Source organism: Hallella seregens ATCC 51272, from assembly GCF_000518545.1.
In the GTDB taxonomy this organism is placed as follows: Bacteria; Bacteroidota; Bacteroidia; order Bacteroidales; family Bacteroidaceae; genus Prevotella; species Prevotella seregens.
The window spans coordinates 51,093-67,653 of record NZ_JADU01000017.1; the positions used below are offsets into that span (position 1 = coordinate 51,093).

The window sequence follows — 16,561 nt, forward strand, 5'->3', positions numbered from 1 at the left end:
ATGAAAAAAAGACTGAACAACGGTATCGCCATCAGTCCTGCCGCATGGGTACCGACACTCTACTTTGCGATGGGCATGCCCTTTGTGGTGCTCAACATGGTGTGCACGCTGATGTACAAGGGGCTGGGCGTGAGCGATACGCAAATCGCTTTCTGGACATCACTCATCATGCTGCCTTGGACTTTGAAGCCTCTGTGGAGTCCTTTCCTGGAACTGTACAAGACCAAGAAGTTCTTTGTTGTGCTCACCCAAATGCTCAGTGGCGTGCTGTTTGCCCTTGTTGGCCTTGCCCTACACCTACCGCAGTACTTTGCCATCACCATCGCCATGCTGGCGGTGATTGCCCTCAGTGGCGCCACGCACGACATTGCCGCCGACGGAACCTACATGAGCGTACTGTCCAACGAGGAGCAGGCACGATGGATAGGCTGGCAGGGAGCATTCTACAATATTGCCAAAATCGTGGCAACGGGTGGATTGGTCTATCTGGCCGGCATGTTCATCGACCTGTTCGGCGTGACCCAAGCATGGACGGCCGTCATGCTCATCATAGCCGGCATCATGTGCGCCATCGGCATCTACCACTTCTTTGTGCTTCCCTCCAAGGACGAGCGGACAGAGAAGACCCTGCCGCTGGGCGACAGCCTTCGGGAGCTATGGGCTGTGTTCCGTGACTTCTTCGGCAAGCGGCACATTGTCTATTATGTCTGCTTCATCATCCTCTACCGCTTTTGCGAGGGATTTGTGATGAAGATAGTGCCCTTGTTCCTCAAGGCTCCACGAGACGGACAGGGACTTGGGCTGACCGAACAACAGATTGGCCTGTGCTATGGCACGTTTGGTGCAGCCGCTTTCGTCGTGGGGAGCATTCTGGCCGGTTACTACATCGCCCACCGGGGACTGCAGCGTAGCCTGTTCTCGCTGGCCCTGATCTTCAACCTGCCCTTTGTCGCCTATACCCTGCTGGCCCTTTATCAGCCCACTAGTCTGTGGCTCATTGGCGGTGCCATCACAATGGAGTATTTCGGCTACGGATTCGGCTTCGTTGGGCTCACGCTTTTCATGATGCAACAGATAGCCCCCGGCAAGCACCAAATGTCGCACTATGCCTTTGCCTCCGGCATTATGAACTTGGGAGTGATGCTGCCAGGCATGCTCAGCGGTGCGGTGAGCGACTGGCTCGGCTACCGGCAGTTCTTCCTGTTCGTGCTGCTGTGCACCATCCCCGCCCTACTCATCACTTATTTCGTACCTTTCACTTATCCTGATACAAACAGAAACCGACAACAGACATGAACACATTGAAAATCCAAGGTCCAGCGCTACCCGGCATGCCGTGGGAAGACCGAGCAGAAAACGACAAGCACGTGATGTGGCGCAGCCATCGCAACCCCATCATTCCCCGCGACCTGCTGCCTACAAGCAACAGTATCTTCAATAGTGCCGTGGTGCCTTTCGGCGACGGCTATGCAGGCGTATTCCGCTGTGACGACACCAACCGTCGCATGGCTTTGCACGCGGGCTTCTCCACAAATGGCATAGACTGGCACATCAACGAGACCCCGCTACGCTTTCTGTGTGACGACGACGAGGTGGGGCAATGGGTGTATGGCTATGACCCGCGTGTCTGCCGAATTGACGACCGCTACTATGTCACTTGGTGCAACGGCTACCACGGCCCGACCATCGGCGTGGCTTGGACACAGGACTTCGTAACGTTCCATCAATTAGAAAACGCCTTTCTACCATACAACCGCAACGGCGTGCTGTTCCCCCGCCGGATAAACGGCCGCTTTGCCATGCTCTCCCGCCCGTCTGACACGGGGCACACAGCCTTTGGCGACATCTTCTACAGCGAGTCGCCCGACCTAGAGTTCTGGGGGCGGCACCGCCATGTCATGGCTCCAGCAGCATTTGAGAAGAGCGCATGGCAGTGCATGAAGATTGGGGCAGGCCCCGTACCCATCGAGACGAGCGAGGGCTGGTTGCTGTTCTACCATGGCGTATTGCACTCGTGCAACGGCTATGTCTACAGCTTCGGGTCTGCCCTGCTCGATCTGGAAAGGCCATGGAAAGTCATCTATCGCTCGGGCCCCTATCTCATCTCGCCGCAGGAGACGTATGAGCTCACGGGAGACGTGCCCAACGTGTGCTTCCCCTGCGCCGAGTTGCACGACCCCGCCACAGGTCGCGTGGCTGTCTATTACGGCTGTGCCGACACCGTGACGGGCATGGCTTTCGGCTACATTCCCGAGATTGTGGAATGGACTAGAGCAAACAGCATCGTCTAAAAACGAAGAGCGTATGCACAAGAGACTATTACTGTTTGTCCTCTGCCTGTTAGGCGGACTGTCGGCCGCAGCCGATTCCAAGAGCCCCGTGGATTACGTCGACCCGTTCATCGGCACCACCAACTTCAGCGTGTGCCATCCCGGTGCGGTGCGGCCCCATGCCATGATGTCGGTTGTGCCGTTCAACGTAATGGGGTCTGACTTGAACCGCTACGACAAGGACGGACGGTGGTGGTCGGCGCCTTATGAGTTTACCAACCGATATTTCACCGGCTTTGCCCACGTCACCTTGAGTGGCGTGGGCTGTCCGGAAATGGGTACACTGCTGGTGATGCCCACGAGCGGGCCGCTCAGCGTGGATCACCGCAACTATGGTTCTGCATATCAGGACGAACTGGCCACCCCCGGGTATTATGCCAACTACCTGACCAAACACAACATCCGCTGCGAGGTGACCGCCACCGACCGCACCAGCATAGAGCGGTTCACATTCAAGAAAGGCGAGGCCCATCTGCTGATGAATATTGGCGACGGACTGACCAACGAGACAGGAGGATACATCAGACGAGCATCGCCCACCGAAATCGAGGGGTCTCGCCTGTGCGGCACATTCTGTTACAATGCCCAAGCCGTCTTTCCCCTCTACTTCGTCATGCGTGTAAGCAAAGTGCCGCGTGAGGCTGGCTTCTGGAAGAAACAGCCCTTGATGACGGGCGTGGAAGGACAATGGGACGCCGACAACGGCAAGTACAAGCTATACAAGAACTATGGCCGCGAACTGGCGGGCAATGAGGTGGGCTACTATTTCACCTACAACGTGGACGAGGCGGAGCAAATAGAAGTACAAGTGGCCGTGAGCTTCGTGTCGGTGGACAATGCACGGAGGAATCTGGCACACGAACAACAGGGGTGTGACTTCGAGAAAGTGAGGCAGGAAGCACGCCGCGCATGGGAGAAGACGCTGGGCGTAGTGAGTGTCGAGGGAGGCACAGAGGCGCAGCGAAAGATATTCTATACGGCCCTGTACCACACGCAGATACATCCGGGTATCTTGCAGGACGTCAATGGAGAATACCCCAAGATGCAATCAGCCGACAACGGAACGACCCAAGGCAACCGCTACACGGTGTTCTCCCTATGGGACACTTACCGCAACCTGCACCAGCTGGAAACACTGCTTTATCCCGAGCGGCAGACCGACATGGTACGCTCCATGATCGACATGTACAAAGAGTGGGGCTGGATGCCCAAATGGGAACTCTTCGGGCGAGAGACATGGACGATGGAGGGTGACCCTGCCATTCCCGTCATTGCTGACACTTACCTAAAAGGGTTGCGCGACTTTGACATAGAAACGGCCTACGCGGCTTTTCATAAGAGTGCCACAATACCAGGCGACAGCAACCTGATGCGGCCCGACATTGACGAATACATTCAAAAAGGATATGTGCCCATGGGCACGTATGTACAGGACAACTCGGGCGACAACAGCGTGTCCCACGCCCTGGAATACTACGTGGCCGACCATGCCTTGGCCAATTTGGCCGAAGCCTTGGGCAAGAAACAGGATGCCAAACTGTTTCGCCAGCGTAGCCTCGGCTACAAGCACTATTACTCCAAAGACTACGGCACACTCCGCCCCCGCCATACCGACGGCAGCTGGCTCTCGCCTTTCAACCCCGAAGACGGGGCCGACTTTAGCAATGCCCCAGGCTTCCATGAGGGATCAGCCTGGAACTATACGTTCTGCGTTCCACACGACATCATGGGGTTGGCCCGCCTTATGGGCGGTAAGCGTGCGTTTGTCGACAAGCTGCAGATAGTCTTTGACAAAGGACTGTACGACCCTGCCAATGAACCCGACATCGCCTACCCCTATCTGTTCAACTATTTTAAGGGAGAGGAATGGCGCACGCAGGAACAGGTCTACCGATTGCTACATAAATATTACAAGGCAACCCCCTACGGTATTCCTGGGAACGACGACTGTGGTACCATGTCGGCCTGGGCACTATTCTCCATGATGGGCATCTATCCTGACTGCCCCGGAAGTCCTTGGTATTCCGTCACGGCCCCGACATTCGACAAGGTGACGTTGCACCTCGACAAGCGTTATTACCCCGATGGAGACATCGTAATCACGGCTCAGCGGCCGACACCCGATGCGCACCTCATTGCCCAAATGTCCTTAGGAGGCAAGCCTCTGTCACGGTACCGGATTAGCCATCAAGAACTGACAAAGAGCAAGACCTTGCATTTCTTGTTGAAATAAAATCCCGGCAGCAATATCCGGGTCAAGACATTGTCGAAAAGAAAGAAGCGTTATGCTTACATCGGTTAGGCCTAAAGCCTGAGAAAATCCAAATCGCGGACAAAGAGTTGCATGGCAATTCTCACGCATGTGGGTGAGCTACGCACAACCGTCCACTCGGATTTTCTCAAGAGCACAGGACCGAAAGGGTAGACATAGTCAGTTTCACTCTTCTTAATGATAAACTATAAAGGCCAAGAAGGCTTACCCCGTTACCGTGGGCTTCATCGACTTCATCCAACTGCCGCGCCAAATGCGTATCAAGAAGATGCAACCGCGGAAGATGAGCTCGGTAGCCATGGCAAACCACACACCGCGCAAGCCATAGTGCTGAGCCAGCCACCAAGCCAGCGTGAGCCGCACACACCACATGGACACAAGGTTCATGATGGCGGGCTTCAATGTGTCGCCGGCTCCCACACACACACTGTAGCTTACGATGCTGGCCGCAAAGAACGGTTCAGCAAAAGCCTCGATACGCAACACACTGACTCCCAGTTCGCGAATCTCGGCTACAGGTGAAAGAAAACCTATCATCTCAGGAGCAAATACATACATCACCACACCCATCAGTGCCATGACGGCCATGCCCAGCCCAATGGTCTCATGGGCAAAACTGCGGCACAAGTCCATACGTCCAGCGCCATGAGTCTGCCCGACCAGTGTCGAGGCTGCGTCGCCAATGCCGTAGCCGGGCATGTAGCAAAGGCTCTCTGCCGTGATGGCAAACGAGTTGGCTGCGATGGCAAAATTGCCCAGTGGAGCCACAATGAGCGTACTCACCACCTGCGCCCCACTCATCAAAACCGACTGCACAGCAATAGGAAGACTTATTTTAAGTGCATTGCGCACATAATCCCACACCCACCGGAAAGGATCAGAGTCGAGATGCAGGGCCAAAATCTTATTGCGCCACAAAGCCACATAGGCCATCGGCATCACCGTCACTACATAGGCACACAATGTACCCAGGGCAGCACCCATCACCCCCAGATGGATAATATAAATAAAAAGGTAATTGAACGCCACGTCGAGGCCGCACATCATAATGCTCAACACACTGAGCACACGCATGTCGCCCGAACTCTTGAGCATGGCTGCCATGAGATGATAAAGCAGTACCACAGGCAGTGTGAACGAAAAGATGAGAAAATAAGTCGAGGCATCGGCAGCTATGTCGTCACCGCCACCCAGCCAATAGGGCAACGGACGGTGAACCCCCACACCCATCAGACCAATAAACAGTGCAAACACCAAACCACATACTAGCGCATGACGGAACACTTGGCGTGCCTTGGAAAAGTCATTGGCACCAATAAAATGGGCCACCTGCACCGAGAAACCGATGGAGGCGGCACTCATTACAGACCCCATGAGCCACGTGGTGGTCTCGACAAGTCCGATGCTGGCCGAAGCCGCGGCACCTAGATGGCCCACCATTGAGGCATCAATGAAGAACATCATCACCGAAGTAATTTGAGCCAGCATCGAGGGAATACTCAACTCCACAATGAGATTCAGTTTCTCACGACCCACAAGAGGCTGGTTCTCGCGTATCTTGGCCAGCAAGGCCTCACTTTTCTTGTTGCTTAACATCTTCTTTCGTTCGAGTGTGTAAAGATACGCACATTTCACCGACTGACAAAATCGAACTCACAATAAAGGCGGCCGTCTGTCGACGGCCGCCTACTTATCTCTACCACTTGATATACTTCTTTGCTTCTCTCCTTTCATCGGGGGAGGCTTGGTCAGCTTTTCAGCATTCCCGTGCCATCGCCCGTCATACATGTGGCAACCAGTGCTGCACACAAGATACACATTGTTGTCAAACTCATCTTTTTCTTTCCTTTGTTTGTGTTTCCTGAATGTTATCCTTTTAGACGTAGTCTCACGACTGGTCGAGTCATACTCTTTTTTACCTTGTCTAATACCTTTCCTGACAATCTTTTACCGTCTATCAAAGACCCTATTGAGAATACCTACACACTTTGTAATAACTTTCTTCCCTATATTTCTCTCCAATCTTTCTTTTATCTTCGTTAAAGCTTGAGCTCCAAGGAGCATCGCCCTGTCTGATTTCGCGGTGCAAAGGTAGGTCGAAATCTGGAAACAGACAATGCTTCGGCTTCAAAATTCAGCTAAAAGGCCATGATTTTTGATTCAAATCAATTATTGTGCACGTGCACGTCTTGTTGTTTCTTCCGTTTTCTTAGCTCCCCAACTTCGGCTTCAATTCGTCGGGGCTATCCTTGGTAAACATGTTTACTGGCGGAGCTTCACGCTCATACAAGTGGGTGATGACCTCGGGGGCAAGCGTAATGGTCGGATGAAAGTCGGGCGATCGCATGTAGTCGAGGATGGCACGACGCATCTGTCGTGCCACCACACGATGGTCAAGGCCAGTAGAAATATCCATCGTGGTCATGAGCAATCGGCCGTTCAGTACATTGGCCTCGACCAGCATACCCAACTTACGACTCACGTGCCACGTATCAATAGGCTGAATACAAGGCTGATAGTCGGGCGGGAACTCAGCCAAGTTCATCACCTGAGCCCGATTAAGCAGTTCCCACCAATTCAGATTGGGCCAGTCGTCCGTGGGGAACTCGCGGAAGATGGGATGTCTCGTGTCAATGACAGCTCCCGTAGTGTGGGGCGAGCGCATCTTGAACCAGCTCGTGTTCCAAAACACAGGCAAGTAAGTCTGCTTCACATCATTGCCATACCGCACCTTTCCTGCCGCCGTAAGCAGCACCGTACCTCCACTTTGCAGCACGTGGAGGGCCTGTGCCGATAGAGTGTCGGAAATGAAAGGTTCTACGCCCAACGCTACCTCTTTCTGGAATACACCTTGGTTCCCTGGTAGAAAAGCCGCCTTTTTTGCGCAGCAAACATTGGAAGAATTCCTAGCATCACATGCGTCAGGAGCGGATGGATAGATCCAAAAGTCCCAGCTGTTACGGGTATTGATGGGAGGATCAGCCGGCGTAGGGTCGTGAAGCGGCCGCTCGTCCACGGTCACCGTCAGCGTGAGCTTCATAGGACGGGCAAAGCCGGTGAGAGGAAACGTAATGTTTCCCAAGTCGGGTGTCTTGCCAAGAGGCATGTCACCCTGTGCTATCAGGCCGTGGGTGTATTCCTTGTGTCGGCTGTCATGCACGTAGTAGGCACAGCGAGCGTTGCGCAGCACATGTCCCGCAGCATTATACAGGGACACAGACACCTGCAGCGTGTCGGCATCGGTATAGACAAAGCGGGGGAAACGGGCCAGCGGCACCACAGGTGAACAGAACTGCCTCCACATTGTACTGTCCACGTAGCCTTTCTCGCGCCAGAAGACATTGAGCGGCCCTACAAGCGCCGTACCCTGTCCACTATAGTCGTTCAGGCCTAACAGCAAAAACCCTGCATAGTCGGCTGTGCGCAAGTTACGCTCCATCTCGTACTTGTAGGCCAGTGTCTGCAGCTTTCCACTGGCCATCAGGAATCGGCGGGCCTGTGCACCCATACCGTTGTGACGCAGCAAATCCTCAAAGATGTCAAAGTTTCCTGCACGATACACACCCGTGTACTGCGCACGTTCTTCAAGGTCAGGAAACGCACACCACTGACCTTGCTCATGGCTCACGTAGGGCTCAGTATTCTCAGGATGCGCAGCCGTGGGCTTGAAATTGCGCGGAATCCGAATGTCTTCTGCATAATCGTCTATGGACTGCGGGGCACGACGATCCCAATCAAGTCCGCGGGCACCGCCCTTGACGTGATACTGGCTCCTGTCATCCCAGGCCCAGCCACCCCCTACTGAGGCTCCGCAGTACACGCGGCGTGCGTCGGTCTGCCTCCAGTAGTCCACCCATTGGTTGCACCACTTCACCCAGTCGCCGGCCGGTTCGTTGCCCGCCGCCATCATCACGAACGAGGGATGGTTGCCATAGGCCTCCACCATGCGGCGCGTCTCATCCATGAGATAAGTGTCGATGGCCATACCGCGACCCAGCTTCACGCCATGATTGGGCCAACTGGGCCCCTCGGGTTGCAGATAGAAGCCCACCCGATCGGCCGCCTCGAAAGCTGCCTCGGGCGGACAGTAGCTGTGGAAGCGCATGGTATTGAGCCCATAAGCCTTACACTTGCGGAAGATATGCTCCCACGAGACCGCATCGGTAGGAGGATAACCCGTAAGTGGAAAGTTACAGTTCTCCACTGTGCCACGAATCCAAAAGGGCACGTCGTTCATATAGAACTGGCGGCCGCGGATGCTCACCTCGCGCATACCAAAAGTAGTTTCCCGGCGGTCATCACGCGAGGTTACGGTGAGCCGGTAGAGCTGGGGCGAGAATTCCGACCACAGGCGTGCGCCGGGCATGGGTAGTATATAGGTGGAATCGTTTTGGCGCATGGCCTTCACGGCCTTTCCGTCAAGAAAGAACCCAAGCTGTCTTGCCACTGTACGTACCACCACCACAGCCTTCTGCGCATGAATGTCGGGATACACACGCACTGCCCCAATGGGTTCGCGGCCGTGGGCCTGCAGCTCCAGCCGGCCGGCCAGTCCGTTCCAGTTGCCCTGAGTCTGGTCGGTCACGCTGTGAGAATCCTGTCCCACACATACGTTCTCAATACCATTGTACACATGCACTGCAATTTCATTGTCATGCCCAGGACGGACAAACGCTGTCACATCGTACACATGCGGTACGCTCAGGCTCGTCTGATGTCCCACTTTCCGACCGTTTACAGTGAGCGTAGTCTCGATATGAGGCCGTTCCAGCATAAGTGTGACCCGCTGGCCTTTCCAGTTCCGGGGCACAGCCACACGACGTGTATAGGTCACATTGCCCACAAAGTGGCGGTTGGGCGTGAGAAAGAAAGGAAACTTCATCTGCCCCTGCAAACGGTAGCGGGCCATATAGGGATTATAATAATAAGAGGAGTCATAGAGGCTGCCCGTCCAGCGGGTGTCCATACTTGGGCGGTCGCCCTTGTCGTTGGTGAGCAGTGAGCCGGGCAGCGTCACGTCGCCCAGCGACGATTGCCAGCGCCCACTCAAGTCTATACGACTTTGAGCAAAAACTCCTGCAAGCGGCCATGTGAATACACAGAGGGTGAAAAAGAGCAGACGGCAAGCGATTGATCCTTTCGTCATGGTTTCGTTAGATTCTGATTTGTTTTCTCCACAAAAGTAAGCAAAATAGGCGAGAGCATGCCCGTATGGGCCAAATATTTTCATGAGAACTGAAAAAACACGAAGATGCTGCCAAAGGTATGGGCCAGCCGAGGACCGTTCCATTTACAAAGAAACTTCGGGCATCACGAAGAGGTAGACTTCGACGCAATGCCAGAAAAACATTCAGGCCCGTATGCAAACCATGTTGCAGCGGGCCTAAAATTATATTAACGGAAGACAAAAAACTACCTCACATTGCCCACCCGAACAAGATACTCGCCTATCTGGATGGCATTGAGGGCAGCACCCTTGCGTATCTGGTCGCCCGTGAGCCACAGAGTATTGCCGTTGTCGTCGGCCAAATCTTTGCGCACGCGGCCCACGTACACATCGTCCTTGCCGGCACTCTCCAGCGGCATGGGATAGACATAGTTTTGCGGATCGTCCACCAACGTGACACCAGGAGCGGCTACGAGGGCTTCACGAATCTGTGCCACGCTTACCGGCTGCTCCGTCTCGAACCACACACTCTCAGAATGGGAACGCAACGAACTCACACGCACGCAGGTTGCCGACGTGCGCACGTCAGAGTGCATAATCTTGCGCGTCTCGTAAAACATCTTCATCTCCTCCTTGGTATAGTCGTTCTCTGTCATCTTGTCTATCTGGGGAATCACATTATAAGCCAGCTGGTGGGGGAACTTGCTGATGGTTCTGACCTCACCTTGCTCCACTATTTCCTTGTATTGCTGCTGCAGCTCAGCCATGGCCACGGCTCCGGCACCACTGGCACTCTGGTAGCTGGAGACGTGTATTTTTCTGATATGGGAGAGCTTCTCAATGGGATTGAGCACAACCACCATCATGATAGTAGTGCAGTTGGGGTTGGCTATGACACCGCGCGGACGCACAAGGGCATCCTCAGGATTAATCTCCGGCACCACCAAGGGCACGTCTTCATCCATGCGGAAAGCACTGGAGTTGTCTATCATCACAGCTCCATACTTGGTGATGGTCTCCAAATACTCCTTACTGGTACCTGCGCCGGCCGAAGCAAAAACCATATCGATGTTCTTGAAGTCATCGTTATGCTGTAAAAGTTTTACCTCATACTCCTTGCCCTTGAAACTATACTTTCGGCCCGCGCTGCGCTCGGAACCAAACAAAAACAAATCATCCAAAGGGAAGTTGCGCTCAGCGAGAATGCGAAGGAGCTCCTGTCCCACGGCACCGCTTGCACCAACGATTGCTACTCTCATAATCTTTTTACTTTCTAATGATATATTCTTCTTTGGCTGCAAAATTACAATTTTTCAACCAACTCTGCACACGATCTGTAAGTTTTTCTCATCTCGGCAATGCAAAATGTTCGGATTGCAGACCTCGTGAGCGGGATAAATCCCTGCTATCCGTGCTGTCTGTGAGAAAAAATGGCTAACTTTGCAGGAAATCATAAGTCCAATGCCCAACGTAGCGTCCTATTTTCCCATCACCGACCCCACGCTCATCTTCTTCGTGGTGCTGCTGATTATCCTGCTGGCCCCCATCATCATGGGCAAGCTGCGCATTCCCCATATCATCGGTATGGTGATTGCCGGCGTAGCAGTGGGCCGCTACGGCTTCGACATTCTCGACCGCGACGCCTCATTCGAGCTCTTTGGACGCGTGGGCCTGTACTATATCATGTTCCTCGCTTCATTGGAAATGGACATGGACGGGCTGAAGCGCAACAAGTACCACACACTGATTTTCGGTGTCCTGACTTTTGCCGTTCCTTTCATCATGACCTATGCCATGGGGGTGACGTTGCTGCAATACTCCACGGCCACGGCCCTCCTGCTGGGCAGTCTAATGTCCTCAAACACACTGGTTTCATATCCCATCGTGAGTCGATATGGCCTGCAACGAAAGCCAAGCGTCACCCTCAGCGTGGGCTCCACGATGCTCAGCCTACTGGCGGCCCTCATTGTGCTGGCAGCCATCGTAGGTGCCCACCGAGGCGGGGCAGGACTGTGGTTCTGGCTGTGGTTTACCCTGAAGTTCTGTTGCTACTGTGGCGGGCTGCTCTGGGGCATGCCTCGCATCACGCGTTGGTTCCTGCGCCGATACAGCGATGCCGTGATGCAGTTCATCTTTGTCATGTCGGAACTGTTCATAAGTGCAGCCTTGGCCGAGTTGGTAGGACTGGAAGGCATCTTCGGAGCTTTCTTCGCTGGGCTCATCCTTAACCGCTACATTCCTCACGTATCGCCGTTGATGAACCGTATTGAGTTTATCGGCAATGCACTCTTCATCCCCTACTTCCTCATCGGTGTAGGCATGCTCATCAACGTCAGGCTGCTGTTCCAAGGCGGCGGCATCATCTGGGTGGTGGCTTGTATCGTGGTGTTTGGTACCCTAAGCAAGGCCATCGCAGCTTATGCCTCGTGTCTGCTTTTCCGCATGCCTACGTCTTCTGGACACATGATGTTCGGTCTCACGTCGGCCCATGCAGCCGGTGCCATTGCCATGGTAATGGTGGGCATGTCGCTGAAACTGCCTAACGGCCGCCCCGTGGTGGACGAACGGATGCTCAACGGCGTAGTCATCATGATTCTCTTCACGTGTATCATCTCGTCGATGGTAACGGAATGGGCAGCACAAAAGATAACGCTGCGCGACAAAGACTTTGCTCCTGAGGTCAGCCCCGAAGATGACGAGAAGATTCTCATCCCCGTGAAATATCCGGAATATGCCAACCGATTGGTCAACATGGGCATCATGATGCGCAACCCGAAACTGAACCGCAGCCTGGTGGCGCTCAACGTTGTCTACGACGACGAATACATGCGACAGCATCAGGAACAGGGCCGCCGTCTGCTGGAACAGGTCACACAGTATGCCTCGGGCTCGGACGTGAAGATGCAGACACAGGTGCGCGTGGCAGCCAACATTGCCAATGGCATCAAACATGCCTTTAAGGAATTCCGCGCTTCAGAGATTCTTATTGGCATGCACACCCATTCCAACGTGTCGCCCAAGTTCTGGGGACAGTTCCACCAAAGCCTTTTCAACGGGCTGAATAGGCAGATCATCATGACCCGACTCAACCATCCGCTGGCCACGCTACGCCGCATTCAGGTGGCCGTGCCCTCAAGGGCTCAGTATGAGTCGGGGTTCTATCGGTGGTTGGAACGGCTGGCTCGACTGGCGGGCAACCTGGAATGCCGCATCCTGTTCCACGGGCGCACAGACACCCTGCAGATGATCCGCGAATATATCCAGAACCGACACGCAGCCTTGCGGGCATCGTATGTCTCCATGGATCATTGGAACGAGATGCCCAAACTGGCCGCCTCGATAGCCGATGACCATCTCTTCGTGGTGGTGACGGCCCGCAAGGGCACCGTGTCGTACAAGGCGGCACAAGACCGGCTGCCCGAAGAACTCACCAAATATTTCTCGGGCAAGAACCTCATGATTATCTTCCCCGACCAGTATGGCGACGACATGTCTGCCATGACCTTTGCCCAGCCACAGCACACTGAGGAGCAATCAGCCTATGAGCTGCTACGCAACTGGCTGCACCAGAAAAGGAATCTCTGAGCCATACTGCACTTCTGAACTGACAAGCATCACAAAAATGATAGACATTCAAGGCATAACCAAGTCGTTTGGCAAGTTACAGGTGCTCAAAGGCATCGACTTGCACATCAATGCGGGCGAGGTAGTGGCCATTGTTGGCCCTTCAGGCGCCGGCAAAACCACCCTGCTGCAAATCATCGGTACCCTCGATAAGCCCGACGGCGGGCAAGTGACGGTGGATGGTGTAAACGTGGGGCGGCTGTCGACCGACAAGCTGTCTGACTTCCGCAACCGGCATCTGGGTTTCGTATTCCAGTTCCACCAGCTGCTGCCCGAGTTCACGGCCCAGGAAAACATCATGCTGCCGGCCCTCATCGCAGGCAAGAGCCGCAAGGAGTCACGCAAGCGGGCCGACGAGCTGCTGGAGTTCATGGGACTAGCCGACCGGGCCCGACACAAACCCAACGAGCTGTCGGGCGGCGAGAAACAGCGCGTAGCCGTGGCTCGGGCCTTGGTGAACAATCCGGCCGTAGTACTGGCCGACGAACCTTCAGGCAGCCTCGACACACGCAACAAGGCCGAGCTGCACCAGCTTTTCTTTGACTTGCGCGACAAGTTCGGGCAGACGTTTGTCATCGTCACCCACGACGAAAGCCTGGCCTCCATCACCGACCGCACCATTCACATGCGCGACGGCCAGCTGGAAAACGACAGCCATCCCGACAGTTCCTACGACATGTCCACAGCCACAGATAGCATGCCGGACCCACAACCACGAACCCCTCATAATGATTAAACCATGATAAAGTTAGGTGACTACAACACGCTGAAGATGGTCAAAGTGGCCGAACGCCCCAATCCACATGCTTTCGGCGGAAAAGAAGTGTTTGGTATTTTCCTCGATGGAGGGAGCGATGGCGACATTCTTATGCCGCAGAAATACGTACCACAAGATGCAAAGGTGGGCGACGACATCACTTGCTTCGTGTATCTCGACCAGGACGAGCGCCCCATCGCCACAACGGAGACACCGCTGGCACGGGTGGGCGACTTTGCATATCTCTGCGTGAACTGGGTGAACGAGTACGGAGCCTTTTTGGACTGGGGTGTCATGAAAGACGTGTTCTGCCCTTTCCGCGAGCAGAAGAAACGAATGGAGATAGGAGAAAGCTACATCGTTCATCTGCATATCGACGAAGAAAGCTATCGCATCATGGCCAGCGCCAAAGTGGAACATTACCTCGCAGCCGACCATGCAGACCTGCGGCCCGGCCAGGAGGTGGAAGCTCTAGTGTGGCAAAAGACCGACCTGGGCTTCAAGGTCATCGTGGAGAACCAGTATGCCGGACTGGTCTACAAAGATCAGATTTTCCAGTACATTCACACTGGCGACCGCATCAAGGCTTATGTGCAGCAGGTGAGGCCCGACGGAAAAATCGACATCGCCCTGCAGCCCACTGGGCGCAAACAGACGGCCGACTTCGCACAGACCCTACTGCAATGGCTCAAGGACAACGGGGGTGCCTGCCCGTTGGGCGACAAGAGCGATGCCGAGGACATCAAACAAATGTTCCAAGTGAGCAAGAAGACTTACAAACGGGCCGTCGGCGACCTATACAAACGTCGGCTCATCACCATCGACGACGACGGAATCCGTCTGGTATAACACCGACAGCCCCCCTCTGCAACCGTCTGCCCCACGGGAGCATGACGCATGCAGCCTGCGCCAAACCAAAGGGCCTCCCCACGCAAAGCATGGGGAGGCTCTTATACAATAAGGTGTAAGCCCGCTTAGAACTCGGCGTTTTTGGGCGTGCGGGCAAAGGGAATGACATCGCGGATATTCTGCATGCCGGTGACAAACAGAATGAGCCGCTCGAAGCCCAGCCCGAAGCCGGCATGCGGACAGGAACCGTACTTACGCGTGTCGAGATACCAACCGTAGGTACTTTCTTCCATGCCGCGGGCCTCAATCTCACCCACCAGCTTCTCATAGCTCTCTTCACGTACCGAACCGCCGATGATTTCGCCGATGCGGGGGAAGAGCACGTCCGTGCCCTGCATAGTCTTGCCGTCGGCATTCTTCTTCATGTAGAATGCCTTGATGGAAGCTGGATAATCGGTCATGATAACCGGACGCTTGAAGTATTCCTCCACCAGGAACCGTTCATGCTCGCTGCTCAAGTCCATGCCCCAACCCGTGATGGGGAACTCGAACTTGCGTCCCTGCTTCACGGTCTCCTCCAGAATGCGGATGCCCTCGGTGTAAGTCAGCCTCACGAAGTCCTCTTTCACTACCGACTCCAACGTCTGGATGAGCGTCTTGTCGATCATCTGATTCAGAAATTCCAAATCATCGTGGCAGTTGTCGAGTGCCCAGCGCACGCAATACTTGATGAAGTCTTCCTCCAGATCCATCAGTTCTTTCTGATCCATGAAAGCCACCTCCGGCTCTATCATCCAGAATTCGGCCAGATGGCGCGGCGTGTTGCTGTTCTCGGCACGAAACGTGGGACCGAAAGTATAGATGGCGCCCAAGGCCGTGGCACCCAGCTCGCCCTCGAGCTGACCGCTCACGGTAAGACTGGTCTTCTTGCCGAAGAAGTCTTTCTCGTAGTCCACCTCCCCGCTCTTAGCCACACGGTCAAGGTCGAGCGTGGTCACCTGAAACATCTCGCCCGCCCCCTCGGCATCGCTGGCCGTGATGAGTGGCGTGTGGAAATAATAGAAGCCATGGTCGTGGAAATACTTGTGCACAGCAATGGCCATGTTGTGGCGGATGCGGAACACAGCCCCGAACGTGTTGGTGCGCAGCCGCATGTGGGCGAACTGACGCATGTATTCAAAGCTCTGCCCCTTCTTTTGCATAGGGTAGTCGCCCGGACAAAGACCGTAGATCTCTATCTCGCGGCTCTGCACCTCACAGGCCTGACCCTTGCCCTGGCTCTCCACGAGCATGCCGGTGACACGGATGCAGGCACCGGTGGTGATGCTCTTCAGCTGTTCGGCATCCATCGTCGAGGGGTCGACGACCACTTGAATGTTCTTGATGGTGGAGCCGTCGTTCAAGGCAATGAAGTCCACGGCCTTACTGTTGCGGTGAGAGCGCACCCAGCCCTTCACCGTAATCTCTTTTCCAAAGTCGGTGCTGCGAAGCGCATCGACGACTTTTGTTCTGCTACTCATTAGATTCTATTCTGGTTGAGGAGTGTCAAAAAGTCAGGGAGT

10 protein-coding genes are annotated in these 16,561 nt (G+C 54.7%); 6 read left to right on the forward strand and 4 right to left on the reverse strand.

Annotated elements, in window-relative coordinates; translation table 11 throughout:
- Genes L888_RS0106930 through L888_RS0106940 form a run of 3 tightly spaced genes read left to right on the forward strand, consistent with a single transcriptional unit; the run spans nt 1 to nt 4,563 of the window.
- Entirely contained in the window at nt 1-1,296 is a 1,296-nt protein-coding gene (locus tag L888_RS0106930) for an MFS transporter (RefSeq protein WP_027952367.1), read from the forward strand.
- On the forward strand, nt 1,293-2,291 hold the full coding sequence (locus tag L888_RS0106935) for a glycoside hydrolase family 130 protein (protein WP_027952368.1): 999 nt from the start codon (nt 1,293-1,295) through the stop codon (nt 2,289-2,291). The genes L888_RS0106930 and L888_RS0106935 overlap by 4 nt, the downstream gene beginning before the upstream one ends.
- Before the next feature lie 13 nt (nt 2,292-2,304).
- Nucleotides 2,305-4,563, forward strand: coding sequence for a GH92 family glycosyl hydrolase (locus L888_RS0106940; protein WP_027952369.1), 2,259 nt, complete (start codon nt 2,305-2,307; stop codon nt 4,561-4,563).
- 243 nt (nt 4,564-4,806) lie between these two features.
- On the opposite strand, the gene L888_RS0106945 is transcribed toward L888_RS0106940, so the two are convergent.
- The 3 genes from L888_RS0106945 to L888_RS0106955 all read right to left on the reverse strand — a co-directional run bounded on the left by L888_RS0106945 (nt 4,807) and on the right by L888_RS0106955 (nt 11,028).
- The gene (locus tag L888_RS0106945; protein WP_027952370.1) at nt 4,807-6,198 is read right to left on the reverse strand and encodes an MATE family efflux transporter; all 1,392 of its coding nucleotides are present in this window, start codon (nt 6,196-6,198) and stop codon (nt 4,807-4,809) included.
- 613 nt (nt 6,199-6,811) lie between these two features.
- The gene (locus L888_RS0106950; protein ID WP_044248895.1) at nt 6,812-9,748 is read right to left on the reverse strand and encodes a sugar-binding domain-containing protein; all 2,937 of its coding nucleotides are present in this window, start codon (nt 9,746-9,748) and stop codon (nt 6,812-6,814) included.
- A gap of 266 nt (nt 9,749-10,014) precedes the next feature.
- A complete protein-coding gene (locus L888_RS0106955; protein WP_027952372.1) occupies nt 10,015-11,028 on the reverse strand; it encodes an aspartate-semialdehyde dehydrogenase in 1,014 nt (337 codons plus the stop codon).
- A gap of 202 nt (nt 11,029-11,230) precedes the next feature.
- On the opposite strand from L888_RS0106955, the gene L888_RS0106960 reads away from it, so the two are divergent.
- From L888_RS0106960 to L888_RS0106970, 3 genes are read left to right on the forward strand one after another with little or no spacing between them, the layout of a single operon-like run.
- On the forward strand, nt 11,231-13,354 hold the full coding sequence (locus L888_RS0106960; RefSeq protein WP_027952373.1) for a cation:proton antiporter: 2,124 nt from the start codon (nt 11,231-11,233) through the stop codon (nt 13,352-13,354).
- 37 nt (nt 13,355-13,391) lie between these two features.
- Entirely contained in the window at nt 13,392-14,129 is a 738-nt protein-coding gene (locus L888_RS0106965; protein WP_027952374.1) for an ABC transporter ATP-binding protein, read from the forward strand.
- Between the two features lie 3 nt (nt 14,130-14,132).
- Nucleotides 14,133-14,999, forward strand: coding sequence for a CvfB family protein (locus L888_RS0106970; protein ID WP_027952375.1), 867 nt, complete (start codon nt 14,133-14,135; stop codon nt 14,997-14,999).
- Between the two features lie 125 nt (nt 15,000-15,124).
- Here the strand turns inward: L888_RS0106970 and asnS are convergent, their stop codons facing one another.
- Nucleotides 15,125-16,519, reverse strand: coding sequence for an asparagine--tRNA ligase (asnS, locus tag L888_RS0106975; protein WP_027952376.1), 1,395 nt, complete (start codon nt 16,517-16,519; stop codon nt 15,125-15,127).
- Nucleotides 16,520-16,561: the final 42 nt, after the last annotated feature.

What these genes read in the sequence shown, in the direction of transcription:
- asnS (WP_027952376.1), bottom strand. Translation starts at nt 16,519, where the DNA reads ATGAGTAGCAGAACAAAAGTCGTCGATGCGCTTCGCAGCACCGACTTT.
- L888_RS0106935 (WP_027952368.1), top strand. Translation starts at nt 1,293, where the DNA reads ATGAACACATTGAAAATCCAAGGTCCAGCGCTACCCGGCATGCCGTGG.
- L888_RS0106960 (WP_027952373.1), top strand. Translation starts at nt 11,231, where the DNA reads ATGCCCAACGTAGCGTCCTATTTTCCCATCACCGACCCCACGCTCATC.
- L888_RS0106950 (WP_044248895.1), bottom strand. Translation starts at nt 9,748, where the DNA reads ATGACGAAAGGATCAATCGCTTGCCGTCTGCTCTTTTTCACCCTCTGT.
- L888_RS0106965 (WP_027952374.1), top strand. Translation starts at nt 13,392, where the DNA reads ATGATAGACATTCAAGGCATAACCAAGTCGTTTGGCAAGTTACAGGTG.
- L888_RS0106940 (WP_027952369.1), top strand. Translation starts at nt 2,305, where the DNA reads ATGCACAAGAGACTATTACTGTTTGTCCTCTGCCTGTTAGGCGGACTG.
- L888_RS0106930 (WP_027952367.1), top strand. Translation starts at nt 1, where the DNA reads ATGAAAAAAAGACTGAACAACGGTATCGCCATCAGTCCTGCCGCATGG.
- L888_RS0106955 (WP_027952372.1), bottom strand. Translation starts at nt 11,028, where the DNA reads ATGAGAGTAGCAATCGTTGGTGCAAGCGGTGCCGTGGGACAGGAGCTC.
- L888_RS0106945 (WP_027952370.1), bottom strand. Translation starts at nt 6,198, where the DNA reads ATGTTAAGCAACAAGAAAAGTGAGGCCTTGCTGGCCAAGATACGCGAG.
- L888_RS0106970 (WP_027952375.1), top strand. Translation starts at nt 14,133, where the DNA reads ATGATAAAGTTAGGTGACTACAACACGCTGAAGATGGTCAAAGTGGCC.